Source organism: Paenibacillus sp. EKM10P, assembly GCF_011800655.1.
GTDB lineage: Bacteria > Bacillota > Bacilli > Paenibacillales > Paenibacillaceae > Paenibacillus > Paenibacillus polymyxa.
Genome location: NZ_JAALET010000013.1, coordinates 78,783 through 104,737, shown reverse-complemented (window position 1 = coordinate 104,737; position 25,955 = coordinate 78,783). Strand labels below are relative to the sequence as shown.

At 45.6% G+C, this 25,955-nt stretch carries 20 protein-coding genes; all 20 read right to left on the bottom strand.

Annotated elements, in window-relative coordinates:
- Positions 1–7: 7 nt before the first annotated feature.
- Complete coding sequence (locus HFE01_RS22455) at positions 8–241, bottom strand: hypothetical protein (protein WP_013369600.1); 234 nt, start codon at positions 239–241, stop codon at positions 8–10.
- Positions 242–416: 175 nt separating this feature from the next.
- Complete coding sequence (locus HFE01_RS22450) at positions 417–2,282, bottom strand: rhamnogalacturonan lyase (protein ID WP_481856255.1); 1,866 nt, start codon at positions 2,280–2,282, stop codon at positions 417–419.
- 156 nt (positions 2,283–2,438) lie between these two features.
- Positions 2,439–2,996 (bottom strand): SLOG family protein, encoded by a 558-nt coding sequence (locus HFE01_RS22445; RefSeq protein ID WP_025364125.1) that lies wholly within the window; start codon positions 2,994–2,996, stop codon positions 2,439–2,441.
- A gap of 145 nt (positions 2,997–3,141) precedes the next feature.
- Positions 3,142–3,483 carry an iron-sulfur cluster biosynthesis family protein gene (locus HFE01_RS22440; protein WP_025364124.1) on the bottom strand — a complete coding sequence of 114 codons (342 nt, stop codon included), beginning with the start codon at positions 3,481–3,483 and terminating at the stop codon, positions 3,142–3,144.
- Positions 3,484–3,965: 482 nt separating this feature from the next.
- Positions 3,966–4,415 carry a hypothetical protein gene (locus HFE01_RS22435; protein WP_025364123.1) on the bottom strand — a complete coding sequence of 150 codons (450 nt, stop codon included), beginning with the start codon at positions 4,413–4,415 and terminating at the stop codon, positions 3,966–3,968.
- A 35-nt stretch (positions 4,416–4,450) separates the two neighbouring features.
- A complete protein-coding gene (locus HFE01_RS22430; protein WP_225164846.1) occupies positions 4,451–4,759 on the bottom strand; it encodes a hypothetical protein in 309 nt (102 codons plus the stop codon).
- Positions 4,760–6,126: 1,367 nt separating this feature from the next.
- The gene (locus tag HFE01_RS22425; protein WP_025364121.1) at positions 6,127–6,615 is read right to left on the bottom strand and encodes a hypothetical protein; all 489 of its coding nucleotides are present in this window, start codon (positions 6,613–6,615) and stop codon (positions 6,127–6,129) included.
- Between the two features lie 100 nt (positions 6,616–6,715).
- Positions 6,716–7,414 carry an S-layer homology domain-containing protein gene (locus HFE01_RS22420; RefSeq protein WP_243208235.1) on the bottom strand — a complete coding sequence of 233 codons (699 nt, stop codon included), beginning with the start codon at positions 7,412–7,414 and terminating at the stop codon, positions 6,716–6,718.
- A 274-nt stretch (positions 7,415–7,688) separates the two neighbouring features.
- Positions 7,689–9,206 carry a glycoside hydrolase family 30 protein gene (locus HFE01_RS22415; protein ID WP_107734973.1) on the bottom strand — a complete coding sequence of 506 codons (1,518 nt, stop codon included), beginning with the start codon at positions 9,204–9,206 and terminating at the stop codon, positions 7,689–7,691.
- Positions 9,207–9,394: 188 nt separating this feature from the next.
- On the bottom strand, positions 9,395–12,124 hold the full coding sequence (locus HFE01_RS22410) for a beta-glucosidase (RefSeq protein WP_107734974.1): 2,730 nt from the start codon (positions 12,122–12,124) through the stop codon (positions 9,395–9,397).
- A 497-nt stretch (positions 12,125–12,621) separates the two neighbouring features.
- The gene (locus tag HFE01_RS22405; protein ID WP_017426283.1) at positions 12,622–13,605 is read right to left on the bottom strand and encodes a Gfo/Idh/MocA family protein; all 984 of its coding nucleotides are present in this window, start codon (positions 13,603–13,605) and stop codon (positions 12,622–12,624) included.
- Positions 13,606–13,798: 193 nt separating this feature from the next.
- Entirely contained in the window at positions 13,799–14,293 is a 495-nt protein-coding gene (locus HFE01_RS22400; RefSeq protein ID WP_107734975.1) for a GNAT family N-acetyltransferase, read from the bottom strand.
- A 229-nt stretch (positions 14,294–14,522) separates the two neighbouring features.
- On the bottom strand, positions 14,523–19,490 hold the full coding sequence (locus HFE01_RS22395) for a DUF4132 domain-containing protein (RefSeq protein ID WP_107734976.1): 4,968 nt from the start codon (positions 19,488–19,490) through the stop codon (positions 14,523–14,525).
- A 15-nt stretch (positions 19,491–19,505) separates the two neighbouring features.
- Positions 19,506–19,925, bottom strand: a complete 420-nt coding sequence (locus HFE01_RS22390) for a hypothetical protein (RefSeq protein ID WP_107734977.1) — start codon at positions 19,923–19,925, stop codon at positions 19,506–19,508.
- Positions 19,926–20,393: 468 nt separating this feature from the next.
- Positions 20,394–21,251: a MetQ/NlpA family ABC transporter substrate-binding protein gene (locus HFE01_RS22385; RefSeq protein ID WP_167438523.1), complete on the bottom strand. Its 858-nt coding sequence runs from the start codon at positions 21,249–21,251 to the stop codon at positions 20,394–20,396.
- Between the two features lie 271 nt (positions 21,252–21,522).
- Entirely contained in the window at positions 21,523–22,194 is a 672-nt protein-coding gene (locus HFE01_RS22380) for a methionine ABC transporter permease (RefSeq protein WP_016819897.1), read from the bottom strand.
- A complete protein-coding gene (locus tag HFE01_RS22375) occupies positions 22,187–22,912 on the bottom strand; it encodes a methionine ABC transporter ATP-binding protein (protein ID WP_107734978.1) in 726 nt (241 codons plus the stop codon). The genes HFE01_RS22380 and HFE01_RS22375 overlap by 8 nt, the downstream gene beginning before the upstream one ends.
- 139 nt (positions 22,913–23,051) lie before the next feature.
- The gene (locus HFE01_RS22370; RefSeq protein ID WP_107734979.1) at positions 23,052–23,843 is read right to left on the bottom strand and encodes an energy-coupling factor transporter transmembrane component T family protein; all 792 of its coding nucleotides are present in this window, start codon (positions 23,841–23,843) and stop codon (positions 23,052–23,054) included.
- On the bottom strand, positions 23,818–25,302 hold the full coding sequence (locus HFE01_RS22365; RefSeq protein ID WP_107734980.1) for an ABC transporter ATP-binding protein: 1,485 nt from the start codon (positions 25,300–25,302) through the stop codon (positions 23,818–23,820). Before HFE01_RS22365 ends, HFE01_RS22370 begins: the two co-directional genes overlap by 26 nt.
- The gene (locus HFE01_RS22360; RefSeq protein ID WP_016819893.1) at positions 25,302–25,898 is read right to left on the bottom strand and encodes an ECF transporter S component; all 597 of its coding nucleotides are present in this window, start codon (positions 25,896–25,898) and stop codon (positions 25,302–25,304) included. Before HFE01_RS22360 ends, HFE01_RS22365 begins: the two co-directional genes overlap by 1 nt.
- Positions 25,899–25,955: the final 57 nt, after the last annotated feature.

Here is a 25,955-nt window from a genome sequence, read left to right as displayed (position 1 = left end):
TTTTTGTTCATTCTGCACGAAGTTTGTCCGTATTTGCCGGGAGCGTAGGTTCTGACCGTTTCTTCTGCTTTGCCTCGATCTCTTCCAAGGATCGTGACATTTGCTTCACAGAACGGTCCAGCTGCTCCAATCTACGGTTAAGGGTGACGAGAATGTATTTTAACAGAATCAGGCTTAATGCTGCAGGGAATCCGACATTAGTTACGAGCTCGATCATGCTTTCAGTCGTTAAAGAACTCACAGATCCCGCCTCCTTTATCATACACATATATTACCTTTGTAGGAACTAGCGTTCCCATTTATATGGAAAACATACGTTCCCCTCTGCACCCATAACAAAAAGAGCCCCGATTAGCATGGAGCCCTTTCTGATTATATTCATTTAACCAGCATTCAACCCACTACCGAGCTGCATATCAAGGAGTGTATATGTTCGGCTGCGGGGGCTTGGACATCCCTTCTCCCAGATAAAATCCGGTGTGCGGGGGCTGATTATAGGCTACGTTCTGCCAGGCCACACTCAGGCGATACACCGGATCATGCATAAGCGTGTAGAATCGGTGTTCTGACTCGTAAGGTGTTGTGTAGATACGCAGCGCCGAATTATCACTTTTGCGCCAAATGACTTCCTCCCGCCAGTCACCGAACAGATCAGCCTGCAACGACGGTGTTCCTTTGGTTCCGTTATTGGAACTCGTCCCTGTGGCCGTAAGCAAGTTGGAAGTCGTCGAGTTCGCATAGTTCCACTTGTCAATTTTACCAGCGCTTGAGGAGGTATGATCCAGCAGTTCACGCAGCAGATCCCCATCCCACCAGATACCAAAATTAATAGAAGACGGCGTCGTGTTGGTAATGAGCTGCCCCTGGGCTGAACGTAATCCGATGCCTGGTGCCCATTGCTCATTCCCCTTCGTACGCGGATCAATGTCTGCCGACATGCCTCGTCCGGTATCCTTGCCTGTTTTTACGCCCCATAAAATGTTGCCATTGCGCGGATCGTACATGGCTGCTCCGTAGGTGGCATTTTTATCCTCGTTTACCTTAAATACTTCATATCCTGAACGGTCCGGGTCCAAATCCCCGACATGAAGCGCATCTCCATGTCCCATTCCCGTGTTAGCCAGCTTCGCTCCGTTATCGTCTACAACCAGTGAGCCATACACGATCTCATCCTTATCATCTCCATCCACATCTGCCACACTCAAACTGTGATTCCCCTGTCCAGCCGTCCCGGCATTGGTGGAGCTGTTGCTGTCAAAGGTCCAGCGGCGGCTTAGATTGCCGTTCCGCCAATCATATGCGACTAGAACAGTACGCGTGTAGTAACCACGTGCCATCACTATGCTGGGTCTCACGCCATCCAGATAAGCAACCCCGGCGAGAAAACGATCCACACGGTTACCATAGTTATCTCCCCAGCTGGACACCGTTCCGCGCGGTGGCACATAGTCAATCGTACTAAGAGCCTTGCCTGTATCACCTGAGAACACAGTTAGAAACTCGGGGCCTTTCAAAATATATCCACTCGTGTTGCGATGATCAGCCGAAGCGTCGCCAATCTTTACACCTGTACCATCTACCGTGCCGTCTGCTGTCTTGCATACGACCTCTGCTTTACCATCTCCATCAAAATCATAGACGAGAAATTGCGTATAGTGTGCACCAGCCCGAATGTTCCGTCCCAGATCAATTCGCCATTTGCGTGTTCCATCGAGCTCATATCCGTCCAAAAATACATTTCCCGTATACCCGGATTGCGAATTATCCTTAGAATTGGAAGGGTCCCATTTCAGCACAATCTCATACTCGCCATCCCCATCAAGATCCCCCACACTGGCATCATTGGCATTGTACGTGTAGTTCACATGATCCGGGGTTGTGCCTCCTGCAGGCTGCTGGATGGGAACGTCCAGATAGTTGTTGTTCCATACCTTTACCGCTGGAGAAGCGGCCTGCTCTGCTCCATTGACCACGGCACGAACGGTATACGAAGATGATGTCGTACCTGCCTTGTCCAGAAAGTTGGTTCTCGATGTAATCGGCGCATCATTCACCTTGCTTGACCCTCTGTACAGATTGAAGCCAACCGAATCCGCTTCCGTACCCAATAAACGCCAGCTCACCAGTATACCCTCTGGTACCTTCACTGCGACAGTTCCCCTGTTCAGCTTCTCCATTTGCCTCGTAGACGCAGCTGAGATTGGGCTATCCATTGGAGTGACCACTCCACACAACATGACACCGAGACAGAGCAACACAGTATGCCGAAATCTTTTGTTCATCTGATCATTAGCTCCTTTCATGGTTTGTATTTTCAATAAATTTATTTTATATGACTGATAAGTTATGGTTGTTTAAATCTTATGATAGCGCTTACATAAATGTAAAGGGACGATTCCGTCCTTTTTGTTCAAAAATCCGGGCTAATGCTTTAAAAATCAGAGGTCCATGAATAATCGTTCTTCGTCAGCTATGCTTTGGATATCCTCTGAGCTAATACTGATATATTGATAGCCTTCTGCCTGTTGCTTTTTCAATGCCAGTTCCTTCATAAAACGTGGGCTGCCCTCTCCGGCATCCTCATCGTACACAAGCAATAAACCGTCTGTTTTGCGGAAAAGGAGTTCATCCCGTGCCTTGAGTTGCCATATTCCCTGATACGGCTGGCGGCTAACCACTCCCACATAGTCAACTTCGGCACAAATCTGCTGAAAATATTCCTTTTTATCCTCTTTCCATTTTTCCTCCATATTTTGATAAGCCATCATAATAGAGCATTTTAAGTGAGGATATTGCTCCTTTAATGCAATGACGACCTCGCAAGCCCACAAGTCCACCCCGTATTGACCAGGGGTAATTACCCATTCCAGCCCTTCTTCGATCAGGGGAATCAGTCTGCCTGCAATCGCCTTTTTAATGTATGGAATACCTTCGTGCTTTTGACTAAAAATATTCAGCTCATGGGCACGATAGCCAGAAACGAGCAAGTTTTTCATCATCTCATCGTCCTTCTGAAATTATCATAAAGATTATTGTAAAAACGAACCTCTGCCCTATGGGCTTAACAAGGTTCGTTTTTGGGAAGCTGGTGTTAATTTAGCATTGCTTTTTGGTGCTTAATATTTTTATTACCTCCGCATATCACGCCTTGGACGAGTTTACACGCCGATCTTGAATTCTAACATTGCTGCTCAATATACCAGCATCGCTACTTACTTTGAACGATGGGTAACTTGGATCTGCCTCAAGCCGCATTTGGCTATCGAACTGCTGCTCCTGCTGCCGATCTACCCAAAAAGAATACGAATCGGACTGAATTGCTGTGTCGGTTGCATTCGGTGCATCGATCACCAAAACGGTAAGTACGCCGTTGCATCCACAATCCTCTGTATCATAAAACAACTTGAACATGCCTGGCCGTCCTGAAAGGACCATTGCTAGCCTTTCAACCGACAAGGAATCCAACTCTAAATGTATACTCATGAAATGAATTCTCTCCTTTGTAATTGAAGTGTTTGGATATATTAGGACTCTACAACTTCAAAAAGTCTAAATATAAACTATATTTTCATTATAATCATCTAAAAACTTTAAGTACAAGGAGATCATTAATGATCGCATTTACAAAAGGATACACTGCACCTAGCTTGGCAGCAGGTATTGCCTCTCTCCTGTTAGGTATGGTTCCTAGTGAAAAAGAAGCTCTCAAAAGTAGGATTATTAATGGTTAGTGGGAGATGGGATATCTTCAAGACTTTTTGGAGGACAACCGAGGGAAATATGATTTGATTGATGTCAAATTTTTATTTATTAAATATGAAACAGAGGGAGTCGCTCTCTTACTTGTCGATCAGTCAGTCTACTTGCTACAGATACCCCGGCTGGTTAAAACCAGCCTTTAGTTTCAACCATGTATTAAAAAGGGCTCTCCTGGATTTCTCCAGAACCCCCTACTTCTCAATCAATCAGCATTGCAGCTTCAAATGTAGCGTTCGTTTTTTTGAATGAAAACAATTCAAAATTCTGATATGATATCCACTACCTGCCGGGATACCATCAAAAGATCTACTGTACCAGGTACTAGAATCTTTTTCAGAACTGTTTCCAGATACCTTCTGTGGAACACTCCATTCTTTCCATCCATTCCATACATCTTGCACAATCTCATATCTATTAACAGCTTTTACGTCACTAATACCTGTGTCTTGCCATCCTTTGATTGTCGCCGAATGGGATGAACCAACAGAAAATGCGTCGCCCCCAATTAGTACAGTTCCATATTGAACCCCACTAAGTCTATAATAGTCTACAGCCGCATTTGTAGAAATTTCAGATGGATTCAGTGCTTTAACGGTTGCAGGATTGCCATCACCAAGAACTAACTTCCACTCTTCACCATCTTTGATTACTTTCAAATTTTGTTTTTCCCCATCCTCTTTGACTGTAACTGCTACACTCGAATTGGACTCTTTTTGGGCACCAACAACTTCAATTTTGTCAAAATCAGTTCTATTACTGCATCCGAAAAATTCTTTTCGTGCATAGCAGTTAAGTATTTTGTGACAACTTTTTGAGCCTCTTGCTCGGATTGATCGACAGCAGTTTCGGATGTAGCTTGATCTTTTGTTAAAGCTTCAGAAGCAGAAACCGAAACTGAAGTATCAGCCGACGGAACAACAGGTGCAGCGGATACAGAAGTACCTAATGCAGCCACCATTGTAAGTGTAGCAAGTAGCGTAAACCATTTTTCTTCATTCAAAATTCCCTCTTACCATTATTTTTTGATCTTTAGAAATTTAGGAAAACAGTTATACATCGTTTAGGGTCTTAATAAGGAGGAAATAAAAATGGAATTTTTAATCTTAGTACCACAGTTTTTAATCCAGGTGTTTACTATTTTCATCGCTTTAGTGATATAGATACATTTTTCATATGTATTGTATGCCTCCATAATGTCGTAGACTCTCGAATGGTCATTGTTTTCTTCTTTACGCCCTCTGCTAACCATCCCATGATATATCCCCCGATATGTTTTTTATTGTGGTTTTATAACCTTAAAAGCCCCCTCTTGTATTAACAGAGAAGGCTTTTAAGCGCTAACAGATGTTTTTGATTACTTATCGTTTTCCACATTTGCAAGTTTTCTTGATTTTTTTCACTTTCTTCACAACGCTGCTTTTACCACTATTTTTGCGCGAGCTGTTGTTGTTTCCGTTATGGTCTACTCTGCATTCCTCGCAAAGATCCCAGTGGTCACCATACCAGCAAGCTCTGCGACATCTTCTGTGACATCTGTGTTCTGGAGAGTTATATTGCGTTATTTTCTTTTTTACTGGACGACGTGTATTAGCCAATTGGATTCACCTCCCCTCATGCTCTATTACATGCTAAGAGGATGAAAAATGCTTGTACTAATAACAGAAGACAAATCAATCAAAATTGATAACGGATCGCTACTTCAATTGCATTGAGGACACGAGGGAAGTTAACAGAGGCAAAAACGATTTGGTTACAAATATAGGAAAACTACATCATAAAAAATACCTGGCATAAGCATAAGTAAGTAAAATATTTGGAACTGTATATCTAGTCTAGCGTCTTTTCAATTTTCAAAATCGGCAAACTCGATAAAATAAGTATCCGATTGTCCCCCAAAAAAAAGACAGCAGCAGCCTTGGACGAGAAAATAAAGTCCTAGACTACCGCTGTTTGATTAAACAAACGTTTCCCTTTAGCTTAATGCCAAAAGGAGTAGAGACCGCGACGGAAAACTACTCCTTGGAGTGTTGAACTTTCATTCAAGGATACTATAATTCTCGCTCATCGAAGTCTTAATCTTTTGTTACAATTCTTCCACTCTTGTGTTAGCCGGAAAATATGACCCGGTGGATTGATGGGAAACGTTGAAAAGCAAGCTACTGCCAAGCATCACTCATGCATAACTACACATCTTTCTCCATTAGAAGCATCCCAACCAAATCTGTATGGAAATCTCTAATTTTTTACCAAGCAATCCTTATAAACTAATTTCGCAAAAGTAAGTCTGCCAAATATTGTAAGATACATGCAGTGAAAACCTTCAGCTTTTCTGTTCGAAGTTTTTTTGCCTCCCCCCAATATACACAATTAAGGTGTATGCCTTCCCACATATTGATAAGTACCTTTCGGGTATGCAATCCACTCATTCTGCTGATTAAAAACGGGCGATCCGCATGTTATACCTTGTTTACGAACAAATGTCCCACCTTGAGGAAACAATTGATCCTGCGAATGAGGCTCTCCAAGCACATCTACCACAGTTCCATGATATTTTAGTACATATGCGACCGTATTAAATTCGCTTGGGTTATAAAAATGACCCTCTTGATTAAAATAGGAAACATTTGTAACATCTATAAAATCGTAAAAGATGCTGTTTATGATCAGATACGGTATTAATGGGTTAACCGGATATAGCGCTATGCTGGACACGTTCATGCGGTTCGTATTTTTCATGAATTGGTGAACCTCCAGCTCATATCCTTCTATTTTATGAGAGAAGTCACATTCTCGGTTGTAAAACAATTGCAGCACGATGCGACCGTCTCCACCATCGACATATTGTGAAAAGAACAAAAAAAATGCCTCCTGTGGTTCCTAATGAACCTGAAATATAGTCGCTCTGCCAGGCGGTACCACTAAATACAACGTGAACGTCCAGCTTTGTAACATCTAATTAGATCAAAGTTGAGCTATAAGTAGAGCCAGTGACTGTATAGGTGAAAAACACGCTCGCTCTACCACCTTTCCCATCCTCTGCTGTCACAAACACCTGTGTGCTTCCTGCTGATTTGGGCTTTAACGTAAGCTGTTGACTTGCTACTTCTGCTTTTACTACGTTTACATCTGAAGTGATCGCACGATACGATAGCTCATCCTGATCAGCACCAAAAAATACATTTTTTAAATCTACTAGTGTATCTTCAGAACCTACAATGCCATATTGATCGGGAGGAACTGTGGCTGTAACAGGTACATGGTTAGGTGTGGGTGTTGGATTCGTTATAGAACTGCCACATTCCTCATGACTCACCGGAGCACCCGGGTGGAAAGCTCCCGTTGGGTCCTCAGTCATTAGACCTGCCGCACGCACCGCCTCTATATAAGGAAGGGCCCAACTCCCCTGTGTGTCATTAAAAGTTACTGCTTTCGCCGTTACGGCAAGCTTAAGTACATTAGCCAGCAAAGCGGCCATTTCCTTACCCGTCAGTGGTTGATCTGGCTGAAATGAGCCATCTGGATAACCGGTGATCAGCCCTTGCTTCACAGCCTCCTGTACCACCTGCAACGCTTGGGATGACATATTGGATTGATCGGTAAAAGATACTGTATTCGCTTTACTCACAATTACTGACGTGTCCCCTTTCTTTTCCACATGAACAAAGCTGTGGTCTTCATGCCATACCTGCCAGCAACGTCACAATTAGCGCCTTCTGCCATTCTTTATTGGTTCTTGATCACCAGTTTTTCCTCGTTCACGGTTCATTCTTTTGTTAGTGAAAAGATCTTATCATCCGCTTCTGAACCGATTCTGAACAATATTAAAATTTTATTTATTCACAATTGGAACTTGGTAGAAAAAAAAGAGCACTTAGCCAGTTAGGGCTAAGCACTCTAAAATTTTTATAAACATTGATGTAGAGACCGTATCAGGAAGTTGTAGGCTCCCATTGAAAGGTAGCTGCTGACTTGGATGGAAGGGTTGATTTGAAAACTTGATTTCCCTGCCGAACCTTAAATGTCTTGGTGTTCTCTCCCGTATTGGCGGCAATCAGGACCAGCGTACCGTCGGGGTTACGATAAGCGACTGTTTCGATACTTCCACTATAGTGGGTAGAATCAATACGTACCGCACCTGGACGAACAAATTTGCTGGCATGTCCAATCGCATAGTATTCTACATTTTTTGTAACGGCACCGCTTAACGGGTCGATGGTCACTACACCTCTGCAGTTGGTACATCCACCATTGGTCGGACCGCCGGATGGATCAAGTGCAATATTCCAAAAGAGGACGTTTTGCGACCAGTTTCGAGGTGCGCCAATAATCAGCTTGGACATATCCCAGCTTAAATCATCTCCAAAGCCCGGGCTCCATGCTCCTCCGCTGCATTCTGTCATATAAACAGGCTTATCCGGAAAAGCATCGTGCACGTCTGTCATCGCTGTCGGCTCTCCTTGGTAGCAATGAAAGGCTGTTCCGTGCGTATAGCTTCGAGCCTGTTCGTCTCCCAGCACGGTCTTGGCATATTCACTCCCTGTATCCCAGTTATGGTCAAAGGCAATAATGTGGGTAGACAATTCGTTTCGACTTAAAGCAGGGCCTAAGTATTGCTTGATAAATTTCGCCTGCTCCACTGCTCCCATACTCATGCTGGGATACTTGGACGTGGTGAATTCCGGTTCATTTTGAATGGAAATCGCCTGAATTGGGACTCCCTCGTTCGCATAGGCTTGTATATAACGAACAAAATAGTCAGCATACGCCTGATAGACACGCGGATCGGTATAGTCCAAATACCAGCCGTTATATATCTGCTCACCATATTTCATCCAGGGCGGGGCCGTCCATGGAGTCCCCATAATCCGTAGATCCTGGTTTCTTCTCAGAATTTGCTTCAGCACATCGATCACATCCCGATCCTTGGCAATGGAAAAATGATTTAGCTCATAGTCCTTGCCCGTTGCCACATCATCGTAAGTATAGCTGCTAGGTTGTCCCTGTTCATCCACTGAATAATCTGATGCTCCTATGGTATGGCGAATATAGCTTAATTGAATGCCGCCAGCTGTAAACAAATCATTGAGCAACTGGTCACGCTGATTGGCAGACATGCCATGATTCATCAGATATGCGGACGAACCGGACACGGCTGCACCAAACCCTTCCATCGTCTGGTAACGAATATTGGGCCTAATCTCAACCGTCAGTGTATCCGCACTCGCTGCAGCTTCGTTACTGTCGTCTATTCTCCATGGAATTGGGGCTTGCTGTGTTAGACGATTCGCGGGGTCCGGTGTGGTTAGCCACATACTGACATTCTTTTCGCCTGCCGTGTTCATACCATTCTGCATAGCCAGACTGACCAGAATAGCACCAATCAAGATGATAGCTGCAACTATAAGCAGCAAGAAGTCAGAACGTCGTTGTTTGTGGAGTTTCTTCATCTAATGTCCTCCTCTCTCATATAATCAGATTGTCCCCATCGTTCCTCTATTACAGCTTTCACTCGGTTGTCCCTTTGCATACCTATTAGATTCTATTAGAATGGTTGCCTACTTACAGCAAAAAGAGAGCCGGTGCTAGTGCCCGTGCTCTCTTGAAATTTAACCACTTTAAAAGGAATATAACGGGATTACTTTTTTGCCTTTTCTGTAGAGGTTGCCGGAATCGTAACACTTCCTGTCAGTCTTGTATCCTGAGAGGAGCTGCCTACATAAATCGGAACTTCCCCAGATGGCATAACCCATGCTTTGGATTTTTCATCCCAATAAGAGAGAACTTTCGTGTCGAGCTCAATGCGAACCTTCTTCTCTTGGCCCGGCTTTAACTCTACCTTGGCCCAACCTGCCAGTTGACGGGATGGGGTCTCTACATTGGTCGGAAGCTTACCGCTGTATACCTGTACAACCTCAGCTCCAGCCTTTTTCCCAGTGTTTTTCAATTTAAGCGAAACCTCGACTGAACTTGTACGAACGGATTTTTTTCCACTCGCATGCTGTTTTACCTTCAAATCACTGTATCCGAAAGTCGTGTAGGATAAACCGTGTCCAAAGGAGAACGTAGGTTGCATACCCGATTTTTCATATCCACGGTAGCCTACAAAAATACCATCTGAATAGTCACCCACTCCATTGACACCCGGAAATTTCTCCGGTGAGGATACAGGTGTAGACTGCTCGTTAACCGGGAAGGTTACCGGTAGCTTGCCAGAAGGATTTACATCCCCAAACAAGACGCGCGCGATGGCATGCCCTTGTTCTTGACCAGCAAACCATGCCTGTACGATCGCAGGAACTTTGTCCTGCCAGGTGTCCATTTGCACAGCTCTGCCGCTCATTTGTACCACAATGGTTTTCGGATTGGCAGCGGCAACCGCACGGATCAGCCGATCCTGATTGTTTGGCAGCTCCATATCGGAACGCTCCACATAGCCTTCACTCTCATACGTACGCGTGACCACAATCGCAACATCCGATTTTTTGGCCAGCTTTACAGCATTGTCAATCAGCTTGTCTGTCGTATCTGCTGGAGGCTCCCAGCCCAGACGAACCATACCGCCAGAATCGCGACCATTTGTCGGATAATCGGCACGATATTCAATACGTATCTTATGTTTTTCTCCCGCTTTGAACGAGATGTTTTTCTTCGTTGTTTCCAGCTTCGTACCCTGATTATCTACAAATAGCTTGTCATCAATATACAACTTGCTTGATCCCAGACTGGTTAATGACAATGCATAGTCACCATCCTTGGGAGCTGCAATAGCCCCTGTCCAGCGTGCAGATATCAAACCATTCAGGGTCGTGGGTGTATTGGGAACTTTAGGAGACTTCGCATTGAAACCCTGATAATTATAAAAGCCAAGGTTCATATTGACTTGATCATCATTGCGCACAAGAATCGGATTGCCTTCCATCTTGTTATTCTTCCAGTATTCGCCTCGCAGTCCCTGCTCAGCATCGCCATAAGTCGCATATCCAACACTGATATTCTCTTTCTGATCGGATGTGGTCAGCAACGAAGACGGAACAGCTGATGGACCTGGCATAATGTCTCCCGCAGAAATAGGATCCGTGCCCGGTGCATACTGGACGGTAACTCCTTTGCCTACACGATTACGAATGCCCTCCAGCGGACTCACCGTGTACGTCGGATTCACCAACGAACTGCCTCCGCCTGCCACGGTGCCGTTATCTGCATCTGGACCAATAACAGCAATGGATTTGAGTTTATCTTGAGACAACGGTAATACGTTGTTTTTATTTTGAAGCAGCACCATACTTTCCTCAGCCAATTGACGGGCTGTTTTACCATGGTCCCGGGCATCAATTTGATTATTTTGAGCCGGGTGATCAAACAAACCTTTACTGAACATCTGCACAAGAATACGCTTAGCCTTATCATCAATCGTTTGTTCACTTACTTTACCAGTCTTGACCGCATCCAGCAGCTGATCTCCCCATTTACCATAAGGGGTTCCCGGTGTTTCCAGGTCCAAGCCGCTATTTGCCGATTCGACTGTACTCAGATTCGCGCCATAATCACTCATCACGAAGCCCTTGAATTGTATTTCCTTTTTCAAAAGGTCTGTCAGGATGGTCTTGTTCTCACATGCCGATTCGCCGTTGACCTTGTTAAAGGAGCACATAGCTCCGCCCAAATCTGCCTTGGCAATAGCCTCCTCAAACGGGCGTATGTAAATTTCATGCAGCGCACGGTCACTGACTTTGACATTTGTCGTGAAACGCTCCGTCTCCTGATTATTCATAAGGTAATGTTTCGCAGTCGCCAAGACAGGGTGGCTTTGTACACCTTTGACATAAGCGGTCACCATTTGCGATTGCAGTAGCGGGTCCTCGCCCATAGATTCAAAGTTCCTCGATCCCCATGGAATACGGGCAATATCCATCCCCGGTCCAAGCACCACATTATGAGTTGTATTAAAAGCCTCGTCTCCAAGCAAATCTCCATACTGTTTGGCAGCCTGAGTATCCCACGTTGCAGCCAGTGCAATAGGGGCCGGCAACGCAGTTGATTGCTTGTCCTGCACATCCGGATTGGCGATCCGCACACCCGCAGGTCCATCTGCCATCTTTAACGCTGGAATACCCAACCGTTCCATCGAATTATTATAAAATCCATAATAATTGTTGACCTTACCAGTCACCAGATCTATTTTTTCTTCCAACGTCATTTCTTGTAACAGCAATGCTGTCCGTTTCTCAGCCGACAGGGACGTGTTCATCCAAGGCCGATCTGTCCGGCTTCCTGCCGCTCCTGCAATATGCATAGGTCCGATCACAACAGCCGCAATGACTGTCATCATCACCATACGGAACACCCATGTTGATTTTACTTTCACGTTTGTAATTCCTCCTTGATGTTTGGTCATGAGGTGAATGCTTATTCAACGCTCACAGGCTTGCAAAGGCTCTCGACCCTGCGAGCTCCAACAAAAATCCAGAGCCACGGGGTAAGCAAGCAAATCAGCAAAAGCCGCAATGGCTCAAGTGACACGTTTACCACCCTACCGCACATTTCCGGAAATTTCATTGAAAGTTTTTGGAAGAAGAACACTAGGACCTTCATTCTTTCTCATAAAAAGAGAACGCTAACAATTCAGTTAACCGATCATAAGATTACACTTTTGTAACTTTTTAATGACGTATTTTTAACTATTTATAATCATAAAAAATGATTCATATGTCCCACACTTTGACATGCTTCTATGGTCTTTTTTAGCGTGCGACCAAAGCCTCTATTTTAGGAAATTGGGAATACTTATGTATAAAAAAGTTCAGATAACAAAAAAATCCAGGAACCTGAACGGTCCCTGGAAGCACTGTGGATTCAATGTGATTATTCAAACGGATACCGAAGTCCCCACTGTGAACGAATCTGATCCATCAATTTCATAATTCCTAATGATTCATCCAAAGAAATAGTAGAGCTTTCGAGCAAACCTTCGTTCAAGCAGCGCCCAACTTCTTCTGCCTCAAAAGCATAGCCTGTAGAGGAACGATTATCCTGAAAGTTTTGCGCCTCTTCACCGTCCACAACTAAAGTAGCCGATGTACCATTCAGGAACGACGGAATGTGAATATAGCCCTTGGTTCCATGGATATAAGCTTCATTCGTCAGTCCGAGACGAACTGCCCCATTAAGCATAGCTGTACGTCCTTTTCCATAATCCAACATGATTGAAAATGTCTCATCAACGCCCGTTTCCCCGATATAAGCAGTACTCCATACATGCTCTGGTTCAGGGCCAAACACCATCGAAGCAAAAGAAACGGGGTAAATTCCCGCATCTAATAATGCCCCTCCGCCCAGCTCGGGATTCAATAATCTTCCCTCTGGGTTCCAATCTATGCGAAAACCGAATTCCGCCTTCACCAACTTCACTTCACCAATACGTCCCGCATGTAGCCACTCCTGCACTTGGCGTATCGGAGGCAAAAAACGCGTCCACATTGCTTCCATCAGGAATAGCTTATGGTCACGGGCGTAACGGATTAGTTCCTCCAACTCTTTGCTGTTGACGGTGAAGGGTTTCTCACACAAGACGGCTTTGCCCGCTCGTAGAGCTGCTAGAACATTTTCTTTATGAAAAGGATGAGGAGTCCCTATGTAAATAGCATCGACCTCGGAATCTTGCACTAATTCCTCATAGCTACCGTAAGCCTGTGCCATTTGATGCTTGGCTGCAAATTCGGTAGCGCTTTCAATATTGCGTGATCCAACGGCGTATCCTTCTCCATTCGTAACATGTTGCAGATCGGCAACAAACTGATCTGAGATCCATCCCGTACCGACAATTCCCCATTTAATCTTTTTGCTCATACTTGTATCCCTCCCAGTTGTATAGTTAACATTGGCTTACACGGTCTTCTTCATTCTAGCAAACACCTGTCCTAAACAAAAGAAATTCCTGCTCGGCGGCAGTTTGTATTGCAGCTCGGCAGAAGGCAGCGAGGCGAGCACGAAGTCAGTTTTGAGCAGGAATTTCCTTTAGGATCGTCTTGGTTCAGGCCATTTATTGAATGGTGTATTTGTAAAACTTTTTATCTACTTTCATAACTGGAAAGCCCATTGGCAATTCATCAAGAGCTATACTAACAAATCCATTCTTCTCATAAAAACGATGAGCGGCTACGAATTGCGGTGTTGTTCCAAGATAGATTCCCTCAACAGACCGTTCCTTGGCCCATCCTATGGCATGCTGAAGTAATTGATTTGAAACATTAAAGGCTTTGCCTCTATAGTTTTGTTTTACAAACATCTTTCTGAGCGCCGTCTTATGGTTTCCGATATCTAGTAAGGCAACCGTCCCTACTACGATTCCTTCGTGAAGAGCCACCCAGAAGTTGCCGTTACCATGCTGATAAAAGTTTTCAATATCAAGCAGATCAGGCTGATCTTCTTTAGTGATGGCGATATTATATTCATTTTGTTGAATATGTAGAATTAAATCGACTACTTGCGATTGATACTCAGTTGCGTACTCTTGTAAAAGGATGCTATTTACCATCGCTGTATTCTCCTATTATCGTCAATTGTGATGTCGTAAGCTTCCCTTCAAAACCAGGAACAACTTTTTACGCATAACTCCTTATTCGAGCTCGATTCATACCTGATATTAAATAACTCAACCTCCGCAGCTAAACTGAGCTTCCAATCTATACAGACGATGATTTGGAACCTTGTCTAGGTGCGAACGTTGAGTTAATTATGAATTTCTCTATATTACAATTTCTATCCTACGCTTGAAGCTGTTCAAGAATTTGTGGGTCCTTGATTTTCTGATCATCAGCCAGCAACGCTATTTTGGATAGAATCTCGGCTGTTCTTGGATCCTCATCCAGAAACGGCAGGAAGATGCGACCACAATGCTGCGAATGCACCGGAATAATGTGCAGTGCTCCCTTCGCTTGCTTGTAGACCCCACCGCTTCCGAGGTGCACCGCATACTCGCCAAGATTCCCATCTATACGTGCGTAATTCCCATCTAAGCGTACATTGCTAATTTTCAGCAGACGAAGGGATTCCTGTACAATGACCTTACGCATTTCAACGGTTGTCAGACTAGCCTCTGGATCAACGCCGCCTACATGAGCAACACTGACAACCAGATCCACGTCCCGCATAACTTCAGAGAACAGAACAGGTGGAACCTCCTCCAAAGGCACACTCTTATATGTTGTCCGATCAAAGAACTGCACGGTCTCCAGTGTAGGAGCCTCAGTATCCGCTGGTGAGAACCAATCGGCCATGGCATACAGGTTCGCAATCAGATTCTCGGCATAGTACACCTTCTGGAGTCCATCCTCATAGCTGACCGTCCATTGTCGACCTTTTAGTAAGGATACCGTTTTATTCGGCTGTACCTGATGTCCCGCATACCGACGGGAAACTGTCGCGTTGGCACGTTCATCAGCATTCAGCAGATACAGCTCACGGAACACCTGCTTAAATGGCTGGCGTATCTGGCGGTCGAATAAGTCCTTCTGGAATTCGCTCCAACGACCACTTTCGTACAAATGAAGTGGATGTGCAATAACCAACTTATCCTCTTCTCCAATAGTATGCTGTTCAGCAGAAGGAGCAGTCAACACCAACGTATCCTCATTAAAATAACCGAGGTGATCACCAGCTTTGAAAACCAGTGTCCTCACCAGCGGAGCAAGCACAGGATTGCCTAACAATCCTCTTAATTCCTTCACCATAAAGGTCGTACCAGACTCCATAGAGCGTTCCAATTCTTTGCGAGCTCTGCGATATTGGTCTACCAGATCTCCTTTAAGCTCTTTCAACGCCGTAACATACTCATCCTTCTTAAAACGAGCCGGAATGGATTTCAGCGTCTTCTCTTTGCTGACAATTTCAATATCTGCCGTTCCTTCATCATCAATGACCAGTTGTATCGTTGTAGCCTCATCTAAGGCATGGGGCTCAAAATAAGAGCGGAGATCATCCAGCTTGCGAGCTTCCATGTCCCAGACGAGACGGGTTACGTCATCATAACCTGCATTACGTGCCAAATTCCCGAGCGCAATCCGTGAAACCAGTGCCTCACTAGCCTTACGCTGTGCCCCGAATTTCTTACTTTGTTCCAGAAACTTCTGGATAAAATCATAACGTTCGCGGACATCTGGTTCAGGCGGCTCGGCAAGTGGAATCAAACTGTAGGTCAACAAATGGTCTTTGTTTCGCTTGTCTTCCACTGATTTTTCCATTTCACTTCGTTTCAGCTTACCCAACGTCGCATCCGCAAACAATTGGGATCGACGATGATTGGCTCCAGCCGAAATATACTTGGCACAGTCGTACAGCAGATCAAATCGTTCCTCGCCCAGCGTCTCATAGGCCTCATGAAACCAGTGAATATCAAAGGCACCATCATTAAAATCCTGCGGAGCTATCGGTGAATAATGAGCTACAATCGTTTCCTTCTCAGCCGAAAAGCCTTCATTGATATGCGCATGGAAGTACCATGCTGCACTGCGAAGTCCTTCCCACCCGAGATAGCCTGCTACAATCTCAATCCATTGTGGGGCATACATTGCCGCCTCCAACAAACGTTTATCTGTAATTTTAGTGTTCTTCAGCTTCTCCTTGAGTAATGCAGCATCCTCGCCATCACTTGGATAACATGCCTTGAGCAAGTGGCTGAACGATTCTTTTTTGGTAATACGATCACCGTAGCCATACACATAACCACGCACGAACGTTTCCTTGTCGAGCCCCTCCAGAATACGGATAAAATAATCCATGCCTTCAATCCGGCTCAGACCCATCACCTTTGACGTGGCTTCGGTAGGCAAATCGCCTCGAACCAATTCAACCTCTAGCAGTCGATCAATAACCGTACGACGTATCTCCAAAAATTCTGGCTTGCTGGAAATCCATGTATTACGAGCATTGGTTAAGGTGCTCATATGCCTTCTGCTTTCACTACCGGCCAGCAGCTCCCGATACACTTCACCTACACTGATCAGTCCTTTTTCATAGGCTTTGAAGTGATCCTCCAGATCCAGCGGAGAATAAAAACGATTTTCCATGCCTGGCCATTCTGCGTAGTTCACAAAGGTATGGAAAAAGCGCTTAAAGGACTCATTATCATGGACTCGCCCTTTCTCCAATGCCAACCACGGGCCGGACAATAAATGAAACATTCCCATATCCTCTACAGGTCTATCCTTAGGCATGCTTTGCATTAGTGAATTGAAGGCAAGGTCGATTACGTCAAATGTTTCGGAACCGGCTGTGTCCATAAAATAAGCATTAATTAATGTGCTTACCTGATCGGAATAGGTCAGCTCTGCCATCCACTTTTGAACCTCGTTAATCCGCTCTAAAGGATACATTTGTTCGGCGAAGTCTTTACGCCATCCTTCTAGCAGCTTTTGCTTGCTTTGTTCTGAATAGCCAAAGTTAAATGAGAAATATCGATAGTAGCGATCCAACGTTTGGTCCATTGGCTCCAATCGATCATAAAAAACAAGCTCCAGCAGATCACGTGCTTCTATGCCGCTCTCCTGCAAATAACGTTCCCATTCCTCATAAAGAGGATATAAAGACAGCCTGGAATCTACTTCTTCATCGACCTGAACCAGTCGTAGAGGGCGAAGATTCGTCCCAATAAGCAATGTATCTTTGTAGCCTGAATAATACTCCGCAGTATATTCCACATCACGATGATGATGAACAAGCTCATCCAGTCCACTCAAGAACTGCTTGAGCTTCTCCAATGGACTAGCAAAAACATCGGCCATTCGGAAATCACCCAGATCAACCTTCTCTTCCAACCAAGCTTCCTTGACATTCGGATCGTACAAGCCAAAGCCGTTTGTCCCTGTATAAGCATCCTCCTGTCCCAGCTTGGACAGCAGTTGCTCCTCTTTGGCGGTGGGTTGCTGAATGATATCCGCTAAAGCCCGCAGGCTTTCATACTGCTCGGCACGATCCGGGTCTGCATATATCTTCGTCAATATTTCCAGTCCACCCAATCGTTGCAGTTCCGCCTTCGCACGAAGCAAGCGTTCCAATGAGCCAGCGAGCGGATCTTCCGATTGTGAAAGCAACACACCAATGACACTTTGTCGCAACGAGCCTGTCTTGAGCTTTAATAAGGCTTCCATTTGCTGCATTTCTGGTTCCGACAGCGTCAGCTTGCGCGCCTTGGCCACAGCGAACTCACGGATACTCATACTTTTGTCAGACAAGCTGGAAAAAATAAAATCACGCTGTACCGCATCCTCAGGGTTCTGCACAAAATGATTCAATATCTCGCCGCGCAGATTAGGGCTAATCTGATCCTTTAAGGCTATAATTTCCCCAATCCAGGAAGCATCCATATCATAACCAGCGAGATACAGCATTTTTTGAATAGGTGCATCCGAGCGGTGATACAGGTTTACATAATCCAGCACCTTGGAAGGCTCGGTAGACTCACCCTTTTTCATATGTACAAACAGGTTATGAAGTCGTTCAAAATCCTTACGACGCTCCTCTTTGCTATCCAGCAAAGGAGTGCGCGCCACTTTAACGATTCGATCCGCGACCGTCCCGCCTTCTACCCATTCATAAAAATAATCAGTTGTATAGTTCGTCAGTATCCAATAGCGAAGCTCCGGGTCCGTCTCATCCAGATATTCTCTCGCAATTCCGAGGCGCAGATCCTTGTTTTTAGTATTAGACAGTACATACTGTGCTACAATCTTCTGGTATGCTGCTCCCTGCTCCATAAGTTGGCGAACCTGTCCATATAAATCACGTTCCTCATGTACTGCCGTAGCCCACAAGCTCATATACAGTTCGTTAGCATTTGAACTGGTCAGCCATTCCTGGCGCAGTTCAGTGCGAGTTAATGCTTCATATGCCTGCTCGATCAGCTGGCGAACGACCCGCTGATTGGCAGATTCCAAGCCCATGCCCGTCCACACTGCAAGTGCCCGCACTACCGAACTGTATCGAATGAAGCCTTGGTCGATGATCACCTTTAACAGATAAATGAGAGCCTGAGGAGTTCCTTCATCCATTTGCTCCACAATGCTTTGGCGTAATCCCTCTTGAAGCCTGGCCGCTGCCAGCAGCTCGCCAATCATGTGATAATTCTCATCTTGATGGCTTAGCAGCATGCCTTTAATCATATTGCGCGTAAGTAGCGCCGCCTGATTATCCCCATAAATAATAGCTTTTAGCGCCTCTAGCACCTGTGAATTGCCGTTGTCTAGCTCGTAAGCAATCCATTCCCCAATCGTTTCCTGAATCCGGTAATCCCTGCCTGGTTCGTAATCCTTTTTCGTTAAATAATCCATTATAGAGAATCCGATACAGTCCATTCGGATCAACTGCACCATTTTTTTATAAACCCGGGAAGTATGAGCGGTAATATCCGAAGTGCGAAACGGTCTGCGCTCATACCCAGTGCTGTAAGGATATTCGGTCACATGCTCGGTTAGATGTGCAAACACATCGCCAGCTGTTTGTCCAATTAGAGAACGCAACACTTCTGCCAGTGGCTTGAACAGCGGTTCTCCGCTTTCTGCCGCCCGTTCTTTCAGTATTTGCTGACATTTGATAAATGGCTCCTCAACCTCTTGTATGTAATGAAGCTTACCCAGTTCCACAACATACTGAGCCAACTCCTGCTGTTGTCCACCCAGTTGCGCCGCGCGCTCTTTCAGTGTGGCGAAATATTCTTGCTCATTGTTCTCCTGATGCATATTTCGTCTCCTCCTCTACCATAGGCCTCCAGCCAACATTGTGAAGCGTATAAATACAATCTCATCCCCTGCATGAAGTGACAAAGGAGCGTCCAGTTCAATCGCTTCCTCATCACATACAAAAACCCTGTATAAACCATCCTCAAAGGCCTGCATCGCCGTGTTCACGGCAGCCTCAATATTAGGAACACCATCATTATATATGGAACCGAATCCAACTTTGCCTGTCTCGCCTTGTGCCTGAATTTCCTCTCCCGTGAGGAACGGAATCAGCGCGACACTCTTCTGCTTTTCCCGTAGCTTTTGAACATTCAGGGCAACGGTTGCTGTAATCAAATCTCGCAATGTTTCTGGAGTAGGGCTCAACTCTATTTCCTGTTGTGCGAGTGCGGGTTTACGCTTTCCCAAACTTTTTACAGTTACAAACAGCTTCATATTGTTTCCCTTCCTTTTTATTGACGCTTTTGAACCGTTGTCAGCTGAATTTCTCGACCCTCCTACAAACATCGTTAACAAAACATGAAACGAATGTTTGTTCGTATATTTATTTTAATAGGTTCCTTATCATTACTCTATCACCCTTTATGACCAAAATTCACAGTGCTGTAATACACTAAAATCTTAAAAAATAAGACTTTGTACCCTGATTTCGATGAACTTTACCCATATTAAGGATGAAAAAGAAAAAGACCTGCACAAGGGAGTCCATCTGCTCTTCACAGACTGCACTCCATTATACAGGTCAAATATCATCAAAAATAATGTTTCAATACTTATTTCAGGATTTTGCAAAATTCGATTCCAGTCGCTCCAAAGTGCAAGATATAGACGAACTAAACCATTTCGATCTATATCTTATTCATTGGAAGTCGCTTATTGGATTTTTGCAAAATCCTCATTTATTTAAAATGCTGGAACCACGCTATCCTTGTAATTGTCCTCAAAAAATTTGCGTACTTCCGGTCCGGTCATTCGTTTTGCCAGCTTTTGAATGGCATCGGAATCTGCATTATCCTTACGCGCTACCAAATTAATGGCGAAGTGCGCATCATCTTTTTCGGTAATCAGCGCGTCCTTCTTCGGTGTCAGACCGAGCGGCTTGGCATATGCGGGATACATGGCAGCCATGTCCACATCATCCAGCGACCGCGCCAGCATCAACAAATCCACTTCTTTAAACACAAACTTTTTCTTATTCTCAATAATATCAGCCTGTGTAGCATTATAGCCTACACCTTCTTTAAGCTTGATTAGACCGTTTTGCTCCATCATTACCAAAGAACGTCCGGTATTGGCCGGATCATTGGCAATGGCAATCGTCGCACCTTCGGGCAGGTCTTTAATGTTCTTGTATTTTTTGGAGTACGCGCCATAAATGGCGTTGTAAATCGGTTTTACCGCTACCAAATCAGATTTGTTGCTTTCATTATATTGTTGCATAAACGGAGCATGCTGAAAGAAGTTAGCATCCACTTCACGGCTTGCCAATGCGTTGTTCGGTTGGATATTGTCTGACAGCACAACAATTTCCAGATTGACTCCGTCCTGTTTAAGCAGTGGCTTCACGATATCCAGCACATCTGTCATCGGTGGGATCAGCGTGGCTACTTTCAAGGTCACTTCTTTTTGGGATGTTGCTTCTTTAGTTGTTGTTTCTTGTGTAGCCTGCTTCTGACCACCGCATCCGGCAACCAGCAGCATAACCACTGCAAATAGTGTAAGTAATTTCAAGTTCGTTTTCATGTTGTTTTTCCGACTCATTCGATGATGAACCTCCAAATTAGTTGTGATTGGGAAGATAAAAAATGAGTTACAGTGGGAGGTCGAGCCGCTTCGCGTGCAGATTGTTCTTCCGATCGCTGTTGAAATGGGATTCTCTCATTTAAAGTGATGATAGGTTAGAATCCCATTTCAAAGGCGAACGCTAACGCTTCTCCAGATTCAAATCCTTCTCTCCGCTTTTGAGGTACTGTAAAGTTATTTTTATTTCCCATAGTGGGTGGTGCAAGTGTAATGCCATACAACTTACCATTTACCGCTTGTCGATCCGGCGGGATATGGTGCTTCCGGTGAACTGGATCGTTTGTACGAAAATAATCATAACGACGATGGTGAACGCCATCAAGCCTGTTTCAAACCGCTGGTAACCATAGCGAATGGCAAAATCGCCTACCCCGCCGCCGCCCACTATGCCCATCACCGTGGAGTAGGAGATGAAGCTAATGGTGGACGTGGTCAAACCCAGTACAAGTCCGGAACGGGCTTCCACGTATAGAAATTTAAAAATAAGCTGGAGGGTGGATGCTCCCATAGACGTAGCGGCTTCAATCACACCCTTGGGCACCTCAAGCAACGATTGTTCCACCAGCCTCGAATAATAGGCGATGGCTACCACTGACAAGGGAACCGTAGCTGCCATCGTGCCCAGCGCCGTGCCTACCACCAAACGTGTAAATGGAATCATAAACACCACGAGCAGCAAAAACGGAAACGAGCGGATAACATTGACCAGACTGTTCAGTATGGTGAAGAGCAGTCGATTTTCATATTTTTGCCCTTTACCACACAAATATAAAATCGTTCCTGCCGGAAGCCCTAACAGTACAGCTGCTGCGATAGAAATCCCCACCATGATAAACGTCTCCCCGATGGCTTTCCATATCTCTGACTGATACTGTGCAATGATGTTCAACATGTCATTCATCAGCTTCACCTGCTTCCAAGGTTGAACCTACCGTAGGGTCAGCTACATGTTTCGTTGAAAGTAAATGCCCGTCCCGCATTTCGGATACACGGGTACAAATATTGCGTACCACGTCCATATCGTGTGTGACGATTACAATGGTAACTCCCAGTTCACGGTTGATCTCCCTTAACACGCCCAGAATATCAGCGGTCGTCTGCGGGTCAAGGGCTGAGGTCGGCTCATCACAAAGCAGCACCGCAGGACGATTCGCCAATGCTCTGGCAATCGCCACACGTTGCTTTTGGCCTCCGCTCAGCTGTGCCGGATACTGTTCTGCCTTATCCGCTAAACCAACGAATTGCAGGCATTCGCGCACGCGTTCCGCTCGCTCTTTTTTCGCGACACCTGCCAGCTCCAACGGCATTGCTACATTTCCACTTACCGTCCGATTATGAACAAGATGATAATGCTGAAAAATCATCCCTATGGATCGCCGCGCTTCACGGAGACGTTTTTCCGGCATGCGAGTCAGATCTTCCCCGTTCACAACCACGTTTCCCTCATCCGGCCTTTCCAATACATTCATCAACCGGAGCAACGTAGACTTGCCGGCACCGCTGGCACCTATGATACCGTGAATTTCCCCTTCCTCCACTTGAAGAGACACGGATTGAACCGCATGAAATGGGCCGCTTGAGGTGGTATAATGCTTGTTTACCTGATGCAGCGTAATCATGAAACTTGGCCTCCTGATGATCCATTACTGCGGGAAAATGTAATAAGCCCGCCAGCCCAGGCGGGTCTGTACGAGCCGTCAATTCCCATTGCATTAATATACCACAGAGCAGAAATCGGGCAAAGCCTTTTGACAACAATTAACGTACATCCCATACCCCCACATAAGGAAAGCAGATACCAAGTCCCCAAGCCAGCATCAGCAACACCACAAAATAAAAAATAAATATAATATCTACAGCCGAATAGCCGATCGCATAATAATACGTACGCTTGGTTTCATTAGCAAAGCCCTTGGCTTCCATGGCTATAGCAATGCGCTGCGCACGCCGGATACTTTGAGCGAGCAGCGGAATGGCGTACCTGCGCAGCGTGGCATACATATTCCATTTGGACACATGCTGGTGCAAACCTCGAATACGGTGGGCATGTCTCAAAGCCTGAAATTCCTCCAGCATCATCGGCATCAACCGCATAGCTGCCAAAAAGCTGTACGCATACTTGGGAGGGAGCTTCCATTGCTGCATCAGTGAATAAAAAAGGCTCACCGGACGAGTCGTTAAACCAAACAGCAACCCTGCTGCGGCCATACTCAGTGCACGAAATCCCAGATGCATCCCTCGGTAAAAGCTTTCCTGCGTAATATGGATCAGGCCCCATGTCCACCAGGTCGTCACTCCTTTGCCAAACATCATCATGCCTGTTGAGGTTGAAATAAACACCAATATAAAGGGAGATCCGTACAGCAGCAGCCGCTTCCATGGATGGCCTGACCAGACAAGCAACAGCAGCATAGTACATGTAACATTAAACATAACGTTCGGATCATGGATGACTATAACGATCACAAACAGCAGAGAAAACATCACAAGCTTTAGGCCCGGATTCACACGATGTAGCCATGTTTCATGATGAGGAAAGGACAGACTCATACTGTAGTTCCCCTTTCTGAATCCGCCATATATCAGTACAATATCGACGGACAATTTCCGGGTCATGCGTAACCATCACAATGGCCGTGCCTGCCGCTCTTAGCTGTTCCAACATATCCAGCATGACAAAGGTATTACGCGCATCCTGCCCAAAGGTCGGTTCGTCCAGCAGCAGCACTTCCGGCTCCCGGATCATTGCCGTAGCAATACTCAGCCGCCTTTTTTGGCCCAGCGAGAGCTGATACGGATGGCGTTCATCCAGTCGCTCCAATCCGAACTGCATAAGCATTCGATCCACTCGTTCTCTGCACTGTTTAGCGGTAAACAAACTCTTGGGTAACGAATACTCCAGTTCACTTCGCACGGTGTTCGCTACAAATTGCAGCTCTGGATTTTGAAACGCGAACCCAATGCGCTCAGCCAGTTGCTCCGTATTGCCTGCCTCAGCTCCGTACACGCGATAACGCCCCTGCGTGTGAAGTAAGCGCATCATAGAGAGCAGAAGCGAGCTTTTGCCAGCCCCGTTTTCACCGACCACACCAATCCAGTCGCCAGGCTTCACCTGCGCTTGCTCCACATAAATGACTGAGCTCCCTCCCCGAAGTCCGCTAAAATGTTCCAACTCCAGCAAATTTGTTGTACATGCTGAAGTGGACGGACTATCCGCAAGCAACGCATCATTCTGCTGCGTCATAGAATCATTCCAACGTGGTGAAGACGATTCATCCCATACTCCCGGATACCACACGCCATACTCGGATAATGCTTGTCGGTGTATATGAAATACTTCTTCCGCCCTTCCGTCCGCAATAATCTCCCCTTGAGCAGAAAGCACCACAATCCGATCCACATCCTGGACAATTTCATTAATTTTATGCTCTACAATCACCAGCGTCTGGTCTGCCGAAATGTTGCGAATGGTATCCCACACCTGTGTAGTACCTTCCTCGTCCAACAAGGCTGTCGGCTCATCCAAAAAAAGCACTTCCGGTTCCATAGCCAGCACCGATGCAATCGCCAGCCGCTGTTTCATTCCTTGTGACATGCTGGCAATGGGCAGATGTATATCATCCGTTGGAAGACCAACCTGCATTAGCAGCTCGCGAATACGGGATGGCATCTGCTCCCTTGGAACCTGCTTATTTTCCAATACAAAAGCCAGTTCCTCGTCTGCATATGACATACAAAACTGTGTGTCGGGATCTTGAAATACAATACCAGAGAGACTCGGGATCACGGCAGCATCGCATTTCATAGGCACTTCTATCGTGCGTGGAATCAGACCGCTCAGCACCTGAAGCAGCGTTGATTTGCCGCATCCGCTCGGCCCCAGTAGCAGCAGCTTTTCCCCTTTGCGAACAGATAAGGACATATTGTGAAAAAGCAGCCCTTGCTCACCGGGGAATTTCAACCGAAGACGGGTGATCGAAGCCACCACATCTTCGTTGGTCGGACTCATCAATCCAGCCCCTTATAATCTTGTTCCGTTGCCGGTCTCAAACTGCGTGTAACGCCGGTTACTTCCAATGCCTTAGCCAGATAGAAAGCGAATATTCCAGCAATCACAATACTGCCAATCATCCGAAATCCAATATACAAAACATAGTTCCAGGTCGATAGCTGATCAATATACCCATAGCTGAAGTCTAAAATCAGAGAAGTGACAGCCGCTCCTGCCGCAGCTAGTGAAGCAACCCACAGGTTGGCGTTCCGATACAGAAAAATCGCAAAGAACAGCTCCGCTCCCAAGCCTTGCAGCAAACCGTAGTACAAGGTGGACATGCCCCATTCACTTCCCAAAAAAGCACTGACGGTTGCCGCGGCCACCTCTGCCAAAATCGCAACACCCGGTTTGCGAATGATGAGATAAGCGAACGTGCCAGCCATAAACCACATGCCATACATTAGTTGTTCGGCGTGCAGACCGAATGGTTTCATCAAATCATAGGCAGGTCCCCATATTTTGTAGACCAGCCCAAACACCACGGAGATTACAATCGTGACCAAAATATCAGTCAGCTTCAGCCCTTTGGACGCTCTTACATTCGTATTCATTGTTGATACGCTCCCCTTTTTCTTTAAAATAGGCCATTTGGCCATAAAAAAAAGCCT

Bases quoted from the DNA above. Each gene is read 5' to 3' on its own strand.
- HFE01_RS22450 (WP_481856255.1), bottom strand. From the start codon at position 2,282: ATGAACAAAAGATTTCGGCATACTGTGTTGCTCTGTCTCGGTGTCATG.
- HFE01_RS22445 (WP_025364125.1), bottom strand. From the start codon at position 2,996: ATGAAAAACTTGCTCGTTTCTGGCTATCGTGCCCATGAGCTGAATATT.
- HFE01_RS22440 (WP_025364124.1), bottom strand. From the start codon at position 3,483: ATGAGTATACATTTAGAGTTGGATTCCTTGTCGGTTGAAAGGCTAGCA.
- HFE01_RS22415 (WP_107734973.1), bottom strand. From the start codon at position 9,206: ATGAAGAAACTCCACAAACAACGACGTTCTGACTTCTTGCTGCTTATA.
- HFE01_RS22405 (WP_017426283.1), bottom strand. From the start codon at position 13,605: ATGAGCAAAAAGATTAAATGGGGAATTGTCGGTACGGGATGGATCTCA.
- HFE01_RS22400 (WP_107734975.1), bottom strand. From the start codon at position 14,293: ATGGTAAATAGCATCCTTTTACAAGAGTACGCAACTGAGTATCAATCG.
- HFE01_RS22395 (WP_107734976.1), bottom strand. From the start codon at position 19,490: ATGCATCAGGAGAACAATGAGCAAGAATATTTCGCCACACTGAAAGAG.
- HFE01_RS22390 (WP_107734977.1), bottom strand. From the start codon at position 19,925: ATGAAGCTGTTTGTAACTGTAAAAAGTTTGGGAAAGCGTAAACCCGCA.
- HFE01_RS22385 (WP_167438523.1), bottom strand. From the start codon at position 21,251: ATGAGTCGGAAAAACAACATGAAAACGAACTTGAAATTACTTACACTA.
- HFE01_RS22380 (WP_016819897.1), bottom strand. From the start codon at position 22,194: ATGAATGACATGTTGAACATCATTGCACAGTATCAGTCAGAGATATGG.
- HFE01_RS22375 (WP_107734978.1), bottom strand. From the start codon at position 22,912: ATGATTACGCTGCATCAGGTAAACAAGCATTATACCACCTCAAGCGGC.
- HFE01_RS22370 (WP_107734979.1), bottom strand. From the start codon at position 23,843: ATGAGTCTGTCCTTTCCTCATCATGAAACATGGCTACATCGTGTGAAT.
- HFE01_RS22365 (WP_107734980.1), bottom strand. From the start codon at position 25,302: ATGAGTCCGACCAACGAAGATGTGGTGGCTTCGATCACCCGTCTTCGG.
- HFE01_RS22360 (WP_016819893.1), bottom strand. From the start codon at position 25,898: ATGAATACGAATGTAAGAGCGTCCAAAGGGCTGAAGCTGACTGATATT.